Origin of the sequence: Rummeliibacillus sp. NPDC094406, assembly GCF_044763875.1 — a bacterium.
GTDB lineage: Bacteria > Bacillota > Bacilli > Bacillales_A > Planococcaceae > Rummeliibacillus.
Genome location: NZ_JBIWGZ010000001.1, coordinates 77,881 through 96,238, shown reverse-complemented (window position 1 = coordinate 96,238; position 18,358 = coordinate 77,881). Strand labels below are relative to the sequence as shown.

The window sequence follows — 18,358 nt, the reverse complement described above, 5'->3', positions numbered from 1 at the left end:
TTTGTACTCAATTTGCCTAACCGAGCTTTGTTTTTAACATCTCACAAATGGTATCTCCTACCTGTTCCGTTGTTGCTTGCCCACCAAGATCTGGTGTTACTACGTTTTCTTGAAGTACTTCCTCCATCGTCTCGATGATGGCCTTTGCTGATTCTGGATGTCCTAAATGATCAAGCATCATACTCGTACACCAAATGGAGGCAAGTGGATTAGCAATTCCCTTTCCTGCGATATCTGGAGCAGATCCATGAACGGGTTCAAACATCGAAGGGTATTTCTTTTCAGGATTAATATTAGCAGATGGTGCAATACCAAGCCCCCCAACAATAGCTGCTCCCAAATCCGTCAGAATATCTCCGAAAAGATTGGAAGCAACTACAACATCCATCGTTTCTGGCTTACTTACAAAGAAAGCTGCAAGTGCATCAATATGAACGGTATTGCTTGTTACATTTGGATATTCTTGATTAATTTTCTGAACATATTCATCCCAGAACGGCATTGTATGATTAATACCGTTTGATTTAGTAGCAGCTGTAACGTGCCCTCTTTTACCATTCTTTTGAGCTAAATCAAAGGCATATCTTAAAACCCGTTCTACTCCTTTTCGTGTAAAAACACTATTTTGGATAGCCATATCCATATCAGTTCCTTCATACATACGACCACCAATATTCGAGTACTCGCCTTCGTTATTTTCTCGAATAACAATAAAGTCTAAGTCTTCGGAAGTTTTACCTACTAATGGAGACTGAATTCCCTTTAATAGTTTCACAGGACGCAAATTGATATACTGCTGAAATTGTCTTCTTATTGGTAACAGTAGCCCCCAAAGCGACACATGATCTGGTACGCCTGGATAGCCCACAGCCCCAAGAAATATTGAATCAAAGTCCTTTAATCTCTCCAAACCATCATCTGGCATCATACTTCCATGTTTTGCATAATATTCACAGCTCCAGTCAAATTCAGTATAGGATAACGAGATCCCTCCATGAATATTACAAATCGTATCTAATACTTTCTTTCCTTCTCTGACAACATCTACTCCAATCCCATCTCCAGGTATTAAAGCGAGCGAATAATGGTCCATCATCATTCTCCTATTCTTGTTTAATTGTGTTCAGTACTTCTGGATTAGCAATATATTTAGGGCGTTTTTCTGTCAATACTCTTATTACATTCTCAGCTACCGTAGATGACATGATATAATTACTTTCAACTGTTGTTCCACCTACATGTGGCGTAACAATAACATTTGGTAAGCTTAAGAGTGGAAGATCTTTTTCAGGGGGTTCTGGGTCAAATACATCAAGACCTGCTCCACCAATTTCCCCTTCTTTTAATGCATCATATAAATCTGTTTGATTTAGGATTGCTCCACGAGCTGTATTAATCAAATAAGCAGATGGTTTCATTAAGGAAAAATATCTTTGATCAATAGAATATCTAGTTTGATCATTTAACGGAATATGAATTGAAATAAAGTCACTCTGACGAAATACCTCGTCCATATTTGTATTTATTTTAACTCCTAATTGGTTAGCAATTTTATGTTTTTCATGTTTGTATTTTCTAACCCACGCTGTAACATCCATATCAAATCCAAGTTTTAGGCTTTTCGCAACTTCTTGTGCAATATTCCCAAATCCGATTAATCCTACTTTTTTGCCTTTTAATTCGAAAGATTTAATAGACATACGTGAATTATAATTACCATTTTTCATATTTTCATTGAAGGGAATTACTGATTTTGCTAATGCGATGATTAACATGACGGTATGTTCCGCTGTCGATCTCTTATTCACAGCAGGTGCATGTAGAACTGGGATTCCCATTTTTGTGGCATACTCTACATCAATATTATCTAGTCCGACACCTGCGCCTGAAATTACTTTTAGGTTAGGATTCGCATCAATTACTTCTTTCGTAATTTTTGCTGGTGCCCTGAGGACAATACCTTCTACATCCTTTACGCACTCGCATAAATGAGCAATATTGTACTGGTCTGTTCGTATGACTTCTGCACCTTTTTGTAAAATCTTTTCTCCTTCAGGATGATACATAGAGAGAATCTGTAGAACACGCGGTTTACTCATTCCTAAATCCCTCCAATGATTAGACTCTTAGATTTTCTACAATGGTCGCAATACCTTGACCACCACCAATACAAGCAGTAATTAAACCATATCTACCACCAGTTCGTTCGAGTTCGTTCATGATTTTTACTGTTAAAATAGCTCCAGTACCGCCAATAGGATGGCCTAATGCAATTGCACCGCCGTTAACATTTAATTTTTTCCGATCAATATTTAACTCTTTCACGACAGCGAGTGCTTGAGCAGCAAAAGCCTCGTTCAATTCAATTAAGTCAATATTATCTAAGGTTAAGCCAGCTAGTTTTAAAGCCTTTAGAGTTGCAGGTACTGGACCAATTCCCATAATTTCTGGAGACACTCCTATAGATGCTTGAGATACGATACGAAGTCGTGGAGACAAGCCACGTCTTAATGCAGCTTCTTCAGACATCATAATAAGAGCTGCTGCACCATCATTACGGCCGCTCGAATTACCAGCTGTAACCGTACCACCCTCCTTAAAAACAGGTTTTAAGGTTGCTAGTTTTTCAAGACTAGTTAATCGAGGATGCTCATCTCTATCAAATTGAACGATTTCTTTCTTCATCTTTAATTCAAAAGGTACAATTTCATCTTTAAATTTCCCATTTTCTATCGCATCAGTAGCTTTTTGTTGGCTTTCAAGAGAGAAATAATCTTGTTCTTCACGACTGATATTATATTTTCCAGCTAAATTTTCAGCTGTTAATCCCATAGTCAAATTCCCATATACTTCAATTGGCTGTGCTCGTGGCTGACTTTCGGTGTTTGGATCAACAAGTTCTGCATTTCCAGCACTATAGCCATATCTAGCTTTTCTTAAATAATATGGAGCTGTGCTCATACTTTCAGCACCACCAGCTAAAATAACATCTGATAGACCGCACTTGATTTGCTGTGCTGCATTATTGATTGCTTGAAGTCCAGAGCCACATTGACGATGAACTGTATAACCAGCTACTTCAATAGGAAGATCTGCTCTGAGCGCCGCAAGTCGTGCTAAATTTGGTACATCGGAGCTTTGCTTTGCATGCCCCCAAACAACTTCCTCCACATCTGAAGGGTTAATTTCGCTTCTATTTAAAGCCTCACGCATTACTTTTTCTGAAAGAAAATCTACTTCAATATCCTTAAGGGTTCCCCCCATTCTACCGATAGCGGTCCTTACACCGTCAATAATCACTGGATTTTCCATACTTACACCCCCGATTTAAATACACATAGGAAAAACTTGCACATCTTTTTGAAGAAATCCTTATTTTTCATTCTTATAACTTTAGCTAAATATTATGAAGTTTTTATAAAAACTCCTTTTTCAATTCGCCAGCAATAATATTTTTTTGAATTTGGCTTGTGCCTTCATAAATTTTCGTGATTCTCGCATCTCTGTAGTATCGTTCAATTGGGTATTCTTTCATATAACCCATTCCCGCATGAATTTGTACCGCTAAATCAGCGACACGGTTGTATACCTCTGAACCATATAATTTTGCCATGGCTGCTTCCTTTACTACTCTCATACCTTTATCTGTCATCCACGCTACCCGATAGGTCATCGAACGAAGCAACTCGATTTCAACAGCCATATCTGCTAGCATATGCTGAACCGCTTGCTGTTCAAAAATCGGTTTATCAAACTGTACCCTTTGCATCGCATAGTCCATGCTATGTTCCAAAAGTTTTTCACTAGAGCCCAGGTTTCTTGCCGCAAGTGCAGCTCGTCCATTTGCTAGAATTTTCAATGCATTTACATATCCCTGACCTTCTTCGCCAAGGACATTTTCTACTGGAACTTCCAAGTTTTCAAAAAAGAGTTCTGCAGAATGTGAACCACGAAGCCCCATCTTTTTCTCTACATTCCCTACGATAAAGCCTGGGAAATCCTTTTCTACAATAAAGGAAGTAATCCCCTTTGCACCTTTACTCGGATCTGTTACAGCCATAACTGTGAAAACATTGCCACAGACTGCATTGGTAATATAGTGCTTTGAGCCATTAATGATAAATTTGTCTCCTCTTCTTTCAGCCCTTGTCTTTAAATTAGCTGCATTTGATCCAGCACTTGGCTCTGTTAAAGCAAATGCCCCAATCCATTCACCGCTAGCCATTTTAGGAAGGTATTTTTCTTTTTGCTCTTTTGTACCGAGGTCGACAATTCCTACTGTTCCGATTCCGGTATGTGCCCCAATCAGAGTCGTATAGCCGTTATGTGTTTTACCTAATTCTTCGTAAATTGCACATTTTCCAACCATGTTAAGACCAAGACCACCGTATTCTTCTGGAATACTTAAGCCAAATAGACCCATCTCTTTTGACTTTTCAACTATATGACTAGGAATCTCGTCATTTTCCTCTATTTCCATAGCTACTTTTTCAACTTCACCTTGGACAAAGTCATGAACAGCTTTTTGCAATAATTGAATATCTTCTGGTAATGTAAAATCCATTATTGGCCTCCTTATCTTCCTTCAAAATGTGGATGTCTTTTTTCTAGAAATGCTTGTGTTCCTTCAAGTTTATCTTCAGAACCAATCAGAATCGTCTGGGAAAGTTTTTCTAAGTAAAGTGCGGTTTCCATATCAATATCTGCTCCGCGGTTTACAGCTGCTTTCGCTAAACGTACAGCTAATGGACCTTTTAAACTAATTTTGTTGGCATACTCTTTAGATTTCTCAATAAGTTCATCTTGTGGAACAGCACAACTTACTAGTCCTCGCTTTACTGCCTCTTCCGCAGTAATGATGTCACCAGTCAGAATAAGATCCAACGCATTTCCTCTACCAATTATTCTAGTGAGCCGTTGAGTTCCACCAGCACCAGGCATAATACCCAATCCAACCTCTGGCAAACCCATCTTTGCATTCAATGATGCTATGCGGATATCACAGGAAAGAGCCAGCTCTAAACCACCACCTAAGGCAAAGCCATTTATTGCAGCAATTGTTGGCTTCTCATATTCTTCTATTTTTCTATAAGTGGCTGTCATATTTGGTTGGAGTGCTTCGATCATTACTCTTTTATTCAATTCACGAATGTCTGCTCCAGCTGCGAAAGATTTTTCACCTACACCTGTAAAAATGATGACTCGAATGTCTTGATTTACTTTCCATTCATCTAACGCCTTTTCGATTTCAAGTAATGTCTCTAAATTTAAGGCATTTCGTTGATCAGGACGGTTTATTTTAATAAATCCTATTTTATTTTCCTGTTCTACGATAATATTAGAAAAATGCAACTTTTCCGCACCTCCATACTCATACAAAATCTCGTGATAAATGATTAAAAAGAAAGGAAACTATCTGTATAGAATTGTCTATTCAATTCTCATCGTTTGTAAATTTTCAGAAACTCTAAAGTGAGCGCCTGTCAGTTTTCTTATTTCATCTACAGAGGAATCATTAGAAATTTCCTCCAGCAATAATTCCCCATTTTCATTTCGAAAAACGGCTTTTTCAGTTACAATCAAATCTGCAGTACGTATACCGCTAGTTGGATAGGTGAGCTTTTTTACAATTTTAGGTGTGTTTTCCTTTGTTACATGGGTCATGGTAATTATTATTTTTTTTGCACTTGCTACTAAATCCATCGCACCCCCAACTCCAAGAATATCCTTACCAGGTACAGCCCAGTTGGCAATCTCACCAGTTTCACTTACTTGGAGGGCTCCCATTACTGCAATATCAATATGTCCTCCACGTATCATCGCAAAAGAATCTGAACTCGAGAATATGGATGCCCCCACGCCTAATGAGATTGGCTGTTTGCTAGCACTAATTAGATTCATATCAATCTCATCCTTATGCGGTGTAGGTCCCATACCCAATAGACCGTTTTCCGATTGAAGAAACACCTTGCTGTCTGATTTTAAATAGTTCTGGATGAGTGAAGGAATCCCTACACCAAGATTTACCACTGCTCCTTCATGCAGTTCACTGACAATACGTTTTGCGATCCTTACTCGATCTATCGATTGTTTATTATCGACTACGCTCAATATACTCACCACCTATTTTTTCATAACGATCATTCAATACAACTGCGTCTACATAGGCGTGGGGAGTTACAATTTGTTCAGGGTCCAAAGTGCCAACCTCTACTATTTCATCCACTTCTGCAATAACATAATCCGCTGCTGTCGCCATCATCGGGTTGAAATTACGTGCTGTTTTCGAGTAAACAAGATTCCCCATTGTATCTGCCTTATCTGCTTTGATTAAGGCAACATTTGCTTTTATCCCCTTAACAAAAAGATATTCTTCGCCATCAAAAACTCTTACTTCTTTTCCTTCAGCTAACTTCGAACCAACGCCTGTTTTTGTGTAAAACCCAGCAATTCCAGCACCACCTGCACGGATTGCTTCAGCGAGTGAACCTTGTGGTATGAGTTCAATCTCCAACTCTCCATTATTCCAAGCTTTTACAGCGTCTCGGTTCGTTGTGAAATAGGAACCAACTGCTTTTTTAATTTGCTTAGAGGTTAATAGTTTACCTAGGCCTTTACCTGCTTCTCCTAAATTATTACTGATGATTGTTAGCTCTCTAGCATTATCCGATTCGGTAATTGTATCGATTAATGTAAAAGGAGTGCCACAAATACCAAATCCACCAACCAATACACGATCTCCCATTTGAATCATTTTTATTGCTTCTTCTGCGGATATTTGTTTTTCACATACCCTAATCATTATTTTTTGAACCTCCCATCAGCTGAAATTAGGTAATTACTTGTAATTATAAAATCCTGAGCCTGTTTTACGTCCTAATTTCCCGGCTTTTACATATTTAATAAGGAGTGGGCAAGGTCTATATTTTTCTCCTAATGTTTTATAAAGATATTCCATGTTTCTAAGACGTGTATCCAAGCCTACTAAATCAGCTAATTCTAAAGGTCCCATTGGATGATTCAATCCTAGTTTCATTGCTTTATCGATGTCTTCAGGAGATGCTACACCTTCCATTAGAAGATTCATGGCTTCATTTCCAATTAAACAATTCATACGGCTTGTAACAAACCCTGGGAACTCATTCACCTCTACTGTCTCTTTGCCTAATTTTTTGCCAAATTCTTTTGCCTTAGCTACCGTTTCATCTGACGTTTCTAAGCCTCTAATCATTTCTATTAATTTCATTTTGTGTACAGGATTAAAGAAATGCATCGCCAGACACTTTTCTGGTCTGGAAGTTTGTGCAGCAATTTCTGTTGGGCTCATCGTTGAGGTATTTGTAGCTAGAATCGTATGTTGGGGACAAATCTTATCTAATTTTTTAAAGATTTCTATTTTTAGTTCCATTAGTTCAAAAACAGCTTCAATAACTATATCCGAATCACTAGCTGCAGATTCTAAATCTGTTGTGAATTCTAAATTTTCTAATGCTGTAGCTGCTTGTTCACTTTTTAAATAGCCTCTTTCAACACTTTTAGCCATTTCTTTCTCGATCTGAAACTTTGCCTTGTCTAAATTTTCTTGGTTAATATCATTTAATACAACTTGAAAATCTCCAATTGCTGCAGCATATGCAATTCCTCTCCCCATTACTCCCGAACCCACGACTGTTAACTTTTCCATTACTCAGCACCCCAATTTCTATGTAGAATAACCTGTATTTCGAACAAGAAACACAGGTTACCCTATTCTTTTTAACGAGCTATATCAATAATTATCTATTTGTGCTCTTTGTAATTTTCCACTGTAATCTACATAAACTGCTTTCCATTCAGTGTACACATCTAATGCTGCTACACCTGAATCTCTATGTCCATTTCCAGTTCCTTTTGTTCCGCCAAAAGGCAAATGGATTTCAGCCCCAGTTGTGCCAGCATTAATATAAACAATACCCGTATCCAAATCTCTCATTGCAGCGAATGCTTTATTGACATTAGCCGTATAAATTGCACTTGAAAGGCCGAATTCTACGCTGTTATTCACTTCAATGGCTTCTTCTAAACTATTTACTGAAATAATAGAAACGACCGGGCCAAATATTTCTTCTTTCGCAATTCTCATTTCTGGTGTTACATTCGTGAAAATGGTTGGTTCATAGAAGTTTCCGTTTTCTAACCCATTTCCTTTAACAATTTGCCCACCTGTTAGAAGTTTCGCTCCCTCTTCTTGTCCAATTTTGACGTATTCATCAATCCGTTCTAGTGCTGCACCGTTAATAACAGGACCTACTTTTACAGTTTCATCTAGTCCATCACCCATTTTCAATTCTTTAATACGACTTATTAATTTATGTTCAAGTTCTTCTTTCACATCTTTGTGAATAATAACGCGGCTTGTTGCTGTACATCTTTGTCCCGCTGTTCCAAATGCCCCCCACAAGATACCCTCTACTGCTAAGTCTAAGTCTGCATCTTCTAAAACAGTTACAGCATTTTTGCCTCCCATTTCTAGGGATGTTCTTTTCAATAACTCCCCTGCACGTCCATTGATTGCCTTTCCTACTTCGTTCGATCCTGTAAATGAGATTAAATCAATTTGCGGATGATCAACCATTGCACTTCCAACTACACTACCTGAACCATTCACTAGATTGATCAGTCCTTTTGGTAAACCAGCCTCTTCATAAATTTTCACAAATTCCTGAGCCACCATAGGCGTTTCAGTAGCTGGTTTCCACACCACGGCATTTCCAGATACAAGTGCCGGAAGTGATTTCCAGGAAGCAATTGCGATAGGGAAATTCCATGGTGTAATGATTCCTACCACTCCAATTGGAACTCTTATGCTCATCGCAAATTTGTTGCGAAGTTCAGATGGTATCGTATCTCCAAACAGGCGTCGTCCTTCTCCAGCCATATAGAATGCCATATCAATAGCTTCCTGAACTTCTCCTCTACCTTCATCAATTACTTTTCCCATTTCACTTGTAAGAATTTGAGCAATCTCTTCTTTTCTTTCTTTTAATAAATTCGCAACTTTATATAAAACCTCTGCACGATCTGGAGCAGGTACTAAACTCCATTCCTTTTGAGCACTTTTTGCAGCATTTACCGCTCTATCTACATCATCATTAGTAGATTGTGTTACTTCTGCTAATACTTGGCCATTAGCTGGATTTGTTACAGGAATAAATTTACCTGATGAACCTTCACACCATTCACCGTTAATGTAGTTTAAGACTTTTTTCATCTGAGCCCCTCCAATATTTTGAAATTTCAATCTTTATATAATCAATTTACCTTTTAATCCTTTTTATAACTATGTTCAAATTGAACAAAATTTCAATGCTAATTCTGGATTTATTCCGTCTATTTTTCACAATTCAACTAATAAAAAGAGGTAAGTTGAATGAAGAACAGGAAATTATTACTAAAAAATAAATCAACAAACGATCAGATAATATGGTAAAATAACTTTTGAAACTAAATAAAACTTTTACTAAATGTAAAAGAGGTTCTAGAAAAACCCTCTATAAAAAACTAGGGATAACTATATCTTTAGGGATATAGTTTTTTATTTTGCTAGGATCCTTCTTATTTTTAGAAATACGGGAGGAAATGGAAGATTTGGATTATCTAAACAACGAAAAGAAAGTTACATAAAAATCGATTTCGATATGTTTAAAAAAATTCACGATTTAAAAGGAGTCTTATTCTATGAGAGTTTTCTTATATCTCTTAGCTATCGTTCTAGCTAATGTCATTACAGCAAGTTTTAACCCACTTATTTTAGGAATATTTATCATTCCTTATGGCTCATTCCTAATCGGAGCTACTTTCATCTTACGAGATCTTGTACAAAACAAATATGGAAAGAAAAAAACGTATCTTTTTATTGGACTTGCATTACTGTTATCAGCTATTTCTAGCTATTTATTGGGCGATACGTTATGGATTGTCTTCGCTAGCGCGGTAAGTTTTGCAGTTTCTGAGACAACTGATACAGAAATTTATTCGAGAATGAAAACGTCCATCAGCATGAGAATTCTATATAGCGGTGTTGTTGGTGGGATCTTGGATTCTACGATTTTTGTTATCGTCGGATTATCACCACTTGGTGCAGGATTTGTACCATGGGATGCTGTGTGGATGGCGATTTTAGGTCAAATCATGATCAAAGTTGTGATGCAAATTTTGGGTGTTCTGGTTCTACAGTTCACCAATTTCACAAAAGAACAGTCTGCGAATTAGTGTATGATGTGCGAATATGGAGTATATCGGATCGAAGCTATTGAAATGCTATAGTAGCAGAAATAGTGATGGCTACGGAACTTGTCCAGCATATGAATTATGATTCAATGATCTATAATATTAACTTGAATTGAAATAAAATATCATAAAAAAGATGCTGCCCATTTGGGTTAGCATCTTTTTTATGTAATCACATAATAAAACCCAAATAAAAAGTTTATTCGCGAGAGTAACTTTTAAATCCAAATAAGTATTTACCAAATGCCTCGATACCATCTTCGTAAAGGGACGTTACATGTGTGCCAATGGCAATTAAGTCTCTCATCATCATTTCAACAGGCTTTCCTCTCTTTAATGCAGAAGCACCAAGCGACAGTGTTATTTCAACAGAAATATCCACGCAATTACGAATTATCTGAACCCTAAGAGCATGACAAATTGATGGATCGTATTGGCCTTCATCTTCATTTAACATATTAATGTATTCGTTCATCATCGCTTCAGAAGCCTTATGTTTAAGTGTTAACTTCGCAAGTATACGTTGACTTCTGCTCTTTTTATGTTCTTCAATTCCAGAAGCACGAACTCGATTTGCTGTACAAACTTTAAATTCATCAAGTACTCTTTGTGCAGCACCTAAACACATAGAAGCAAAACCCATATAGAAAGCATTATAAAACGGTACGTTATAATATAAATAATCTTCGTCTACTTCTAATTTAAATGGCTTTCTATTTTGTGCTACTTTCGAGAAGCGAATAACCATATCGTCTGGAACAAATACATTTTCTATACTTACTGTATGACTACCTGTGCCTCTTAAGCCTAATGAATCCCAATCTTTCGTTACGTTAAGTTCCGATGTATTCATACATAAACCTAATGATTCAGGTTCATCTTCATCGTCAAATTGATATCTAGCACCTACTGAAATCCATTCAGAATAGTTGATTCCACTTACGTAATTCCATGTACCAGATATTATAAACCCACCGTCACATTTTTCTATTTTGCCAACTGGTGCAAAAATATCGGCAACTAGTCCTCCGTCATAAACGATTTCATCCATTCGATGTTTTGGTAAAAATGCTACCCATGCGTTATGCACTGAAAAGAAGTAGGTTAACCAAGCCGCTGATAAATTGTAATAGCCTACTGTTTTAACCATATCAGAAAATGTTTTAAAATCGATTTGAGGACCGCCATATTCTTTCGGCAAAATTAATTTATTGATTCCTTCCTCGATCATTACTCTTATTACGTTCGGAGAAATAGTAGCATTTTCATCGGCTTCATATGCTTCAAATTCAGCAATTTGTCCAATTTTTTTTGCACTTTCCATTAGCTGGTCGTAAATTTGTTTATTTTTACTTGCAATCGCCATTTATTACACCCACTTCTAAATTAATACATGCGATATTGCTAATGACTTTTCATTTTAAAAGACAAGTTCAGTATCAATATTGAAAAATCTATAAACATCAATAGGTGCTGCTTTTGCAGGGCTACCATTATATATTTTCCCTTCTAGCGTATTCTTAATTACTAATGCCCCTGAAGAGATAAAACAATCCTTTCTAACTCTTAATCCATCATTAATTGTACTATTTATTCCAATAAAACAGTTTTCTCCAATTTCACAGTCTCCTGCAATAACTGCATGTGATGAAATATAACAATTATCTTTAATAACCGATCTATGTCCAACATGGTTTCCACTCCATAAAATTACGTTATTGCCCACATTAACATGATGCTGTAATACGTTGTTTTCAAATATAAAACAATTTTCACCAATTGTTACATTTCTCCAAACAAAAGCTTTGGAGCTAACATAAGATACCAATTCATATCCCTTATTTTTCGTTTCATGATATAATCTCGTTCTTAATCTATTCAAATTTGTATGAAGAATTGCAACAAATGCTTTGAACTCAGTTACTGGGTAAATCTGATGCACCTCTTCAAAAGAAACAACAGGTAAATCATAAAGGTTGTCCCTTTTTATATAGTCTTTCTCAGCTGCAAAAGCTACTATTTCATATGGAGAATCGTAAGTAAAATATTCATATGCAATTTCTGCTAACTCGCCATCCCCAATAATTACTAACTTTTCTCCATTCTTAACAGGTTGAACCATTGTATCCACTCACCCTACCTTTAAAAAGTCATTAATATGATCTACTATATCTTGGAATGTCTTTGCTTTACGAAAAACATCTACTGGGAACGGTGTATTGAATTCGGTGTCGCAAACAGATAGTATATCCATTATTGCAAGTGAATCCCATTCTTCAATTTCTTCTAAATTTGTATTTAATTGTAGCGTTCCATCATCTAATTCTAAAATTTCTTCACATAGCAATGTAAACTCTTTTAAATTCATTTTTTATACTCCTTAGTTTAAATTTATTTTTATAGAACATGATGCCCAAGATAGTCCTACACCGAATCCTGCTAATAATACATTGTCACTTTCTTTGATATTCCCCTTTTCGATTTCTCTTTTTAATGCAATTGGAATGGTAGAAGATACTGTATTTCCACAGTCATTTAATTGTATTGAAAACTTATTAGGATTAATTTCTAATCTCCTTCTTAACGCATTCAACATATACTGATTTGCTTGATGGAAAACAAAATAATCATAATCATCCAAAGTTCTATTTTCTATTTCCAAAAGGTTTTTTACAGATTTAGGAATCTCCCGCATTGCAAAGTTAAAAACTTCCGGACCATTCATATATAAATCGTTTTTATTTCTAATAATTCCTCTTTCATCCTCGAATTCCATGATTGTATCTGAATTAATAGGTTCTCTAGCTCCTCCAGCTTGTATAATTAAGTTATTAGCCCCACTTCCATCAGTTCCAAATACAAATTTTCCTATATGATCTTCATTAGATTTTGTTATTAATGTTGCCGCAGCAGCATCTCCAAATAGTAATGAAGTACTTAAATCTTGCTCATTTACAAATTTACTGTACGTATCTGCCGTTAATAAAAGTACATTCTTTACCTGTTTACTGTTTATTAAACCATTTGCTAAAGAGAGACCATAAATAAAGCCTGAACAGCCTAAATTAAAATCTAGAGCACCACAGTTCTTTGATAATTTTAATTTATCCTGAATCATACATGCGGATGTAGGTAAAATGTAATCTGGAGCTTGAGTACAAAATAGTAAAAAGTCTATTTCTTCTTTTTTACAAACGCCTTTTTCAAAGAGTTTTTCTGCAGCTTTTACAGCTAAGTCTAGAGCTGTTTCATCCTTTCGAGCTATATACCTCGAGAATATTCCGATTTTCTTTGTTAATTTATTTTCCGGATCATTATATACTTGATTTTCTGGGAAATAATATTCAATAGCTGCAATTTTAGTCAAACTTAGATTTCCTCCCTTTTTTAGATAATCGGTAATTACTTTAGATACAAATATATCTTTTGTTTTGGAACGCTAATGCAACTTAATCGAACAATTCGAATAGAGTCTTTAAATCAGCACGTGCAAAACTGGAAAAAATGGTTGAAGAATCTGAAGCGTATAGACGTACTAGGTGCAAACTTTAACAAGTTTTATTTCAAAATAGAGGTAGCTATCTATCTGAAAAGGGTAAAAACGTATTACATAGAATATTTGAGATATTTGAATTAAATAAGTAATGATTACTTTTTACTATATAAACATATGAATAATTTAGTTCATTTATGAATGGTACATAGGAAAAAAGATAAAGTATCGTAAAAGAAATTATTTGTAATCAAAGGAGTAAAATTCATTTTTTATCCTTATGATTATTGTTTTATATTTAAAAGCTTGAAAAAATACAAAAACCCTCCGAACATTTTCGGAGGGCACTTAAAAAGACAATTAGATTTGGATAAAGAATATATAAAAATTTATTGTGATAAAACGTACTCTTATGTAGATAGTAAAAGAATAAGAATTAAATTTTCTTATATAAAGATAGTTTTAAATTCCTGAATGAAAAATATAAAATTTGTTAGTTAACAATTTTTTCGAACAATCAATTGCTTTTTCAAGATTATCCAATATTTCATTTTTATTAAACTCATCGAAACCATCATCAGAAGTGAATTCATCTGGTTTATCTTGTAAAAATTCTTTCCATGATATAAATGTTTTTATTAACTTTTCAGCAGATTCCTCGACAAAAAGACTATCACCGCATCTACTATACCCATCCATTTTCGGTAGGCTTTTCATACTTGGGTTTAAACAAGGTACATCATTCAACTCATTCTCTCCTAAACCATCAATTATATAATCAATAAAATCATCATCAATAATAAAACTTTCAATTACATATTGATTATAACCATCGCTCTCATCTTCACTCGGGTAAAAAGCATATAGTAATTTCATATCTACATTATTTGGAATTAAGTAAAAGTTATGTGGTATCATACGGTCACTCCTATATATAATAGTTAAATTATCGAATTTTTAAAAACATACTCAATTTAAAAAAGCTTCAGAGTAATGGTTCCGTTACGAATCCATAAATCTTACAATTTAAATTTCTACTGTCTTACCGTGTCACAGACTTTAAATGATCTAACTCGATTAATCGTTTCATTGCAGAGTGAACCGTAAGTCTATGGTATGAAATTAATTTATTCTTGTAGATGACTCCATAGATACCATACGGGGTAGGTGAAAGTTTCAATAATTCTTCTCTGTTTTTCATGTCAATAATTTCTGCATTTATATCTAGTTTGTTTGCTGCCTTAATAACATTATCGGTTGATATATCTATAAAAGGGCACTGCTGTGTGCGGAGGATTGTTAAATCTTTAAAATGTGTAAGTCGCTCATCCCAATCATTCGGAAAATATGGATCAGGTGAATCTGCAAATTTATTAACAAGTAATTCAAAACCATAAGGTGCGTGGTCTACTTTTATAAAGTTGTTTTTGATAAATACATCCTTACTGGGTGTCCAAGAAGTGTCTGGATTTGTAATCACAATAACTCCATTTTTATTTTGTTCTTTTGCATCTTGAATACATTTATTAATCAATTTTGAGGCATACCCTTTTCCCGTAATTTGTACCCATAAGCAATGAATAACTAAATAGTTTTCACCATAAACAACTCTTGAAGAATATTCAATAGGTGTATATTCTATAAACCCTGCTTGTTTTCTATTCTCCATAATTTTTATATACTTTAACCCTTCATTGAACTTTCCCATAAGCCATTCATTTTTATTTAAGTAACCTGTTGAATTTGGCTTGCTACGTAGGCAAAAACATCCCTTATCATTTAAATTCTCTTCGCCTAACTCTACCATTTCAATTGTTTCCAAAATAAACATCCCCTCTACACTTTTCAACTCTATCACCTGTTATAGACCTTGTTTTACTATTTTTTCCTATTAACGATTACATTACCATAATTAATAAACATAATTAAAGCACCAGTTGTAAATATACTAAACTTTTTTTCGTTAAAAAGTTGCAATATTCAAATATTTCCATCTATATTTTAAAACCCTTTTCGTTTATAATTTTTGTTATAAGGAGGTGGGAAAAATGGGTAAATTTACAAAAAATATTACAGCACTTGTTATTTCAGTTTCATTGTTAGGGACGACAACTATCGAATCGGCTACTGCAAATTCACTTACTGAAAAAGAAAAACAACAATATTATAAACAGTATGTAAAAAGCGTGGATGAGGCAATGGATAAGAAGGTAGGTATTCATATTGAAGTATTACCTATGAATAAGTTTAAACAAGAAGATTGGGTTGAACCGAAAGTATTTGCAACAATGATTCAAGATATGGTCGATGAACATATCGCAACTGAACGTGAAACATTAAATGCTTTATCGTCAACTTATGATCATATAGCTAAAAACGGCAACGGAAAAACGATAAAAACAGCACGCATTTATGTTAGTGGTTATATACCTGAGATTGAAGTTACAGCTAACATTGAAACTCAATACAACGAACGCTCTGACCGTCAGTTGTTTGCAAAAATAGACAATATTTCAACACATGTAGTAGGCTCTTCTGGTAAGTGGGAGCAAACATCTTACGAGGCATCTCTAATAGATGGTGGTCGTACATATAGCATTCACATTGAAGGTATCTTTAAGAAAAATGGTCAATCGTTTGAGAAAGCATTCACTATTGAATTTAGTTGTAATAAATTCGGCAAAATATCTTAATATAATCAACGGACTATTTATTCTGACCCCTGACAAACGGTTTTAAGAAAGGCTGATCTTTTACTACTGATTAAATCATTTATAAGAAAAGAGTGCAGACCAAGTCAAAAAAGACTTAGTCTACACTCATAAATAATTACCATTCACATTCGATTTACTGGTGTTGATTTCAAGTAAAGTTGTACTGTTTTAGAAAATATTCATTGCCCTCATCTCAACCCGCTTTGCAATCAATGGAAGACAATCGTCTTATTACCTTCCACAATAATGCGGTTTTCTAAATGCCATCTAACAGCTTTTACAAGAACTCGGCGTTCGATTTGACGGCCGATTTTTTTCAATTGCTCGGCATCATCGCGATGATCTACACGCTCTACGTCTTGTTCAATAATCGGACCTTCGTCCAAATCATTTGTCACATAATGTGAAGTTGCACCAATCAGTTTCACACCGCGAGCAAATGCACGTTCATAAGGACCTGCTCCGATAAATGCAGGTAAGAATGAGTGGTGAATATTAATAATGCGATTTTCAAAATGGCTTACAAAATCAGGTGTTAAAATTTGCATATAGCGTGCTAAAATCAGCACATCTACTTTATATTCTTCTATTAAACGAATTTGCTCTTCTTCCACTTGTTTGCGTATAACCTTATTTGCTGGAATATAATAAAAAGGAATACCTAATGCCTCCACTATCGGGCGTGCTGTCTCGTGATTACTAATAACCAACGCGATATCCGTTTCTAAATCCCCATTTTGCCATTCCCATAATAGCTCCAACAAACAGTGCGTCTCTTTTGATACAAAGATAGCCGAACGCTCGCGAACATTTCGATAATAAAAACGATATTGCATCTGATAATCTTCTGCGATGATTTCAAAATCCTTTTCCATTTCAGCAGCCTTTTGTTGAAGATTGTCACAGTGATATTCGAAACGAATGAAAAATGTTCCATTCTCAGGATCCGTAGAAAACTGATTTGACTCAATAATATTAGCATCGTGATTATGTAAAAACGAAGACAACATCGATACAATCCCAGGTTTATCAGGACATTTCACTAACAAACGTGCACGATTCTCAAATCCCTTACTCTCTTGCTTTGATTTTTCATTATAATCAATATTCATTATATTATTTACATCTCCTACATAACATATATTATAAATTATCAAACAATCTAGAGTAATACTCAAGTCATTTCTTCTGCAACAATTAAAATACCCTTGGATATAATGTAATATACAACCCTTTTAAGGAAAGAAGCGGTGAAACATGGGAAATTCATTTCGTTACGATCCTTTTCAAAATCTTCAAGAAAAAAATATGTCTTTCGAAGACGTTTTTGATCATATTGTCCATTATATGAGTTTAAATCCGAAAGGTAATTATCGATTAATCGTTGGAACGGACTCACAAGTTCATAAAGATTGCACCGTATTTATCACTGGCATTGTGATTTTGCAAGAAGGCCATGGTGTATGGGCATGTATTAGAAGAGTGATTGTCCCAAGGAAAATGCTACATCTACATGAACGCATTTCACTAGAGCTCTCCTTCACGGAAGAAATCGTATCGATGTTTTCAGAGGAAAAGAAAAAGCAACTGATCGACATCATTCTTCCATTTATTTATGATGGTTCAACTTTTACAATGGAAGGCCACATCGATATCGGTGCTGGCAAACGCAACAAAACGCGTGAATTTGTACAAGAAATGGTCGCAAGAATGGAATCCATTGGAGTGGAGCCCAAGATTAAGCCAGATGCTTTTGTTGCTTCGCATTATGCGAATCGGTATACGAGGTAAAGAAACACTGGAACAATCTCCAAGAATACTAAAATGAACAACAGAAAAAAGTTAAAAGACCGCAAATCAAACGGTTAATTTAATAGTGGGC

Annotated in this window: 19 protein-coding genes and 1 riboswitch; of the genes, 3 read left to right on the top strand and 16 right to left on the bottom strand. The window is 35.2% G+C overall.

Annotated features, from left to right (window positions below):
* Positions 1-16: 16 nt before the first annotated feature.
* The 9 genes from ACIQ4I_RS00450 to ACIQ4I_RS00410 form a co-directional block, all read right to left on the bottom strand.
* Positions 17-1,093: a tartrate dehydrogenase gene (locus tag ACIQ4I_RS00450; RefSeq protein WP_403091805.1), complete on the bottom strand. Its 1,077-nt coding sequence runs from the start codon at positions 1,091-1,093 to the stop codon at positions 17-19.
* A gap of 10 nt (positions 1,094-1,103) precedes the next feature.
* Positions 1,104-2,099, bottom strand: a complete 996-nt coding sequence (locus ACIQ4I_RS00445; protein WP_403091804.1) for a hydroxyacid dehydrogenase — start codon at positions 2,097-2,099, stop codon at positions 1,104-1,106.
* Between the two features lie 19 nt (positions 2,100-2,118).
* A complete protein-coding gene (locus tag ACIQ4I_RS00440; protein WP_403091802.1) occupies positions 2,119-3,312 on the bottom strand; it encodes a thiolase family protein in 1,194 nt (397 codons plus the stop codon).
* Positions 3,313-3,415: 103 nt separating this feature from the next.
* Positions 3,416-4,564 (bottom strand): acyl-CoA dehydrogenase family protein, encoded by a 1,149-nt coding sequence (locus ACIQ4I_RS00435; RefSeq protein ID WP_403091800.1) that lies wholly within the window; start codon positions 4,562-4,564, stop codon positions 3,416-3,418.
* An 11-nt stretch (positions 4,565-4,575) separates the two neighbouring features.
* Complete coding sequence (locus ACIQ4I_RS00430; RefSeq protein ID WP_403091798.1) at positions 4,576-5,352, bottom strand: enoyl-CoA hydratase/isomerase family protein; 777 nt, start codon at positions 5,350-5,352, stop codon at positions 4,576-4,578.
* Positions 5,353-5,430: 78 nt separating this feature from the next.
* Positions 5,431-6,111, bottom strand: a complete 681-nt coding sequence (locus ACIQ4I_RS00425; RefSeq protein WP_403091796.1) for a 3-oxoacid CoA-transferase subunit B — start codon at positions 6,109-6,111, stop codon at positions 5,431-5,433.
* A complete protein-coding gene (locus tag ACIQ4I_RS00420) occupies positions 6,095-6,802 on the bottom strand; it encodes a CoA transferase subunit A (RefSeq protein WP_403091794.1) in 708 nt (235 codons plus the stop codon). The genes ACIQ4I_RS00425 and ACIQ4I_RS00420 overlap by 17 nt, the downstream gene beginning before the upstream one ends.
* A 36-nt stretch (positions 6,803-6,838) precedes the next feature.
* Positions 6,839-7,684, bottom strand: a complete 846-nt coding sequence (locus ACIQ4I_RS00415; protein WP_403091792.1) for a 3-hydroxyacyl-CoA dehydrogenase — start codon at positions 7,682-7,684, stop codon at positions 6,839-6,841.
* A gap of 84 nt (positions 7,685-7,768) precedes the next feature.
* The gene (locus tag ACIQ4I_RS00410) at positions 7,769-9,250 is read right to left on the bottom strand and encodes an aldehyde dehydrogenase family protein (RefSeq protein ID WP_403091791.1); all 1,482 of its coding nucleotides are present in this window, start codon (positions 9,248-9,250) and stop codon (positions 7,769-7,771) included.
* A gap of 255 nt (positions 9,251-9,505) precedes the next feature.
* Positions 9,506-9,550, top strand: a riboswitch (PreQ1 riboswitch).
* A 167-nt stretch (positions 9,551-9,717) separates the two neighbouring features.
* On the opposite strand from ACIQ4I_RS00410, the gene ACIQ4I_RS00405 reads away from it, so the two are divergent.
* Complete coding sequence (locus ACIQ4I_RS00405; protein ID WP_403091789.1) at positions 9,718-10,251, top strand: VUT family protein; 534 nt, start codon at positions 9,718-9,720, stop codon at positions 10,249-10,251.
* 217 nt (positions 10,252-10,468) lie between these two features.
* On the opposite strand, the gene ACIQ4I_RS00400 is transcribed toward ACIQ4I_RS00405, so the two are convergent.
* The 6 genes from ACIQ4I_RS00400 to ACIQ4I_RS00375 form a co-directional block, all read right to left on the bottom strand.
* A complete protein-coding gene (locus tag ACIQ4I_RS00400; RefSeq protein ID WP_403091787.1) occupies positions 10,469-11,635 on the bottom strand; it encodes an acyl-CoA dehydrogenase family protein in 1,167 nt (388 codons plus the stop codon).
* A gap of 54 nt (positions 11,636-11,689) precedes the next feature.
* Positions 11,690-12,391: an acetyltransferase gene (locus ACIQ4I_RS00395; RefSeq protein ID WP_403091785.1), complete on the bottom strand. Its 702-nt coding sequence runs from the start codon at positions 12,389-12,391 to the stop codon at positions 11,690-11,692.
* A 9-nt stretch (positions 12,392-12,400) separates the two neighbouring features.
* Positions 12,401-12,637, bottom strand: a complete 237-nt coding sequence (locus ACIQ4I_RS00390) for an acyl carrier protein (RefSeq protein WP_403091783.1) — start codon at positions 12,635-12,637, stop codon at positions 12,401-12,403.
* Positions 12,638-12,649: 12 nt separating this feature from the next.
* On the bottom strand, positions 12,650-13,636 hold the full coding sequence (locus ACIQ4I_RS00385) for a ketoacyl-ACP synthase III (protein ID WP_403091781.1): 987 nt from the start codon (positions 13,634-13,636) through the stop codon (positions 12,650-12,652).
* 588 nt (positions 13,637-14,224) lie between these two features.
* Positions 14,225-14,680, bottom strand: coding sequence for a hypothetical protein (locus ACIQ4I_RS00380; protein WP_403091780.1), 456 nt, complete (start codon positions 14,678-14,680; stop codon positions 14,225-14,227).
* Between the two features lie 124 nt (positions 14,681-14,804).
* A complete protein-coding gene (locus ACIQ4I_RS00375) occupies positions 14,805-15,584 on the bottom strand; it encodes a GNAT family N-acetyltransferase (protein ID WP_403091778.1) in 780 nt (259 codons plus the stop codon).
* Positions 15,585-15,810: 226 nt separating this feature from the next.
* On the opposite strand from ACIQ4I_RS00375, the gene ACIQ4I_RS00370 reads away from it, so the two are divergent.
* Positions 15,811-16,455: a hypothetical protein gene (locus ACIQ4I_RS00370; protein WP_403091777.1), complete on the top strand. Its 645-nt coding sequence runs from the start codon at positions 15,811-15,813 to the stop codon at positions 16,453-16,455.
* A 230-nt stretch (positions 16,456-16,685) separates the two neighbouring features.
* Here the strand turns inward: ACIQ4I_RS00370 and purU are convergent, their stop codons facing one another.
* Entirely contained in the window at positions 16,686-17,588 is a 903-nt protein-coding gene (purU, locus tag ACIQ4I_RS00365; RefSeq protein ID WP_403091775.1) for a formyltetrahydrofolate deformylase, read from the bottom strand.
* A 145-nt stretch (positions 17,589-17,733) separates the two neighbouring features.
* Here purU and ACIQ4I_RS00360 point away from each other — a divergent pair, with 145 nt between their 5' ends.
* Positions 17,734-18,267 (top strand): ribonuclease H-like YkuK family protein, encoded by a 534-nt coding sequence (locus tag ACIQ4I_RS00360; RefSeq protein WP_403091773.1) that lies wholly within the window; start codon positions 17,734-17,736, stop codon positions 18,265-18,267.
* Positions 18,268-18,358 lie beyond the last annotated feature (91 nt).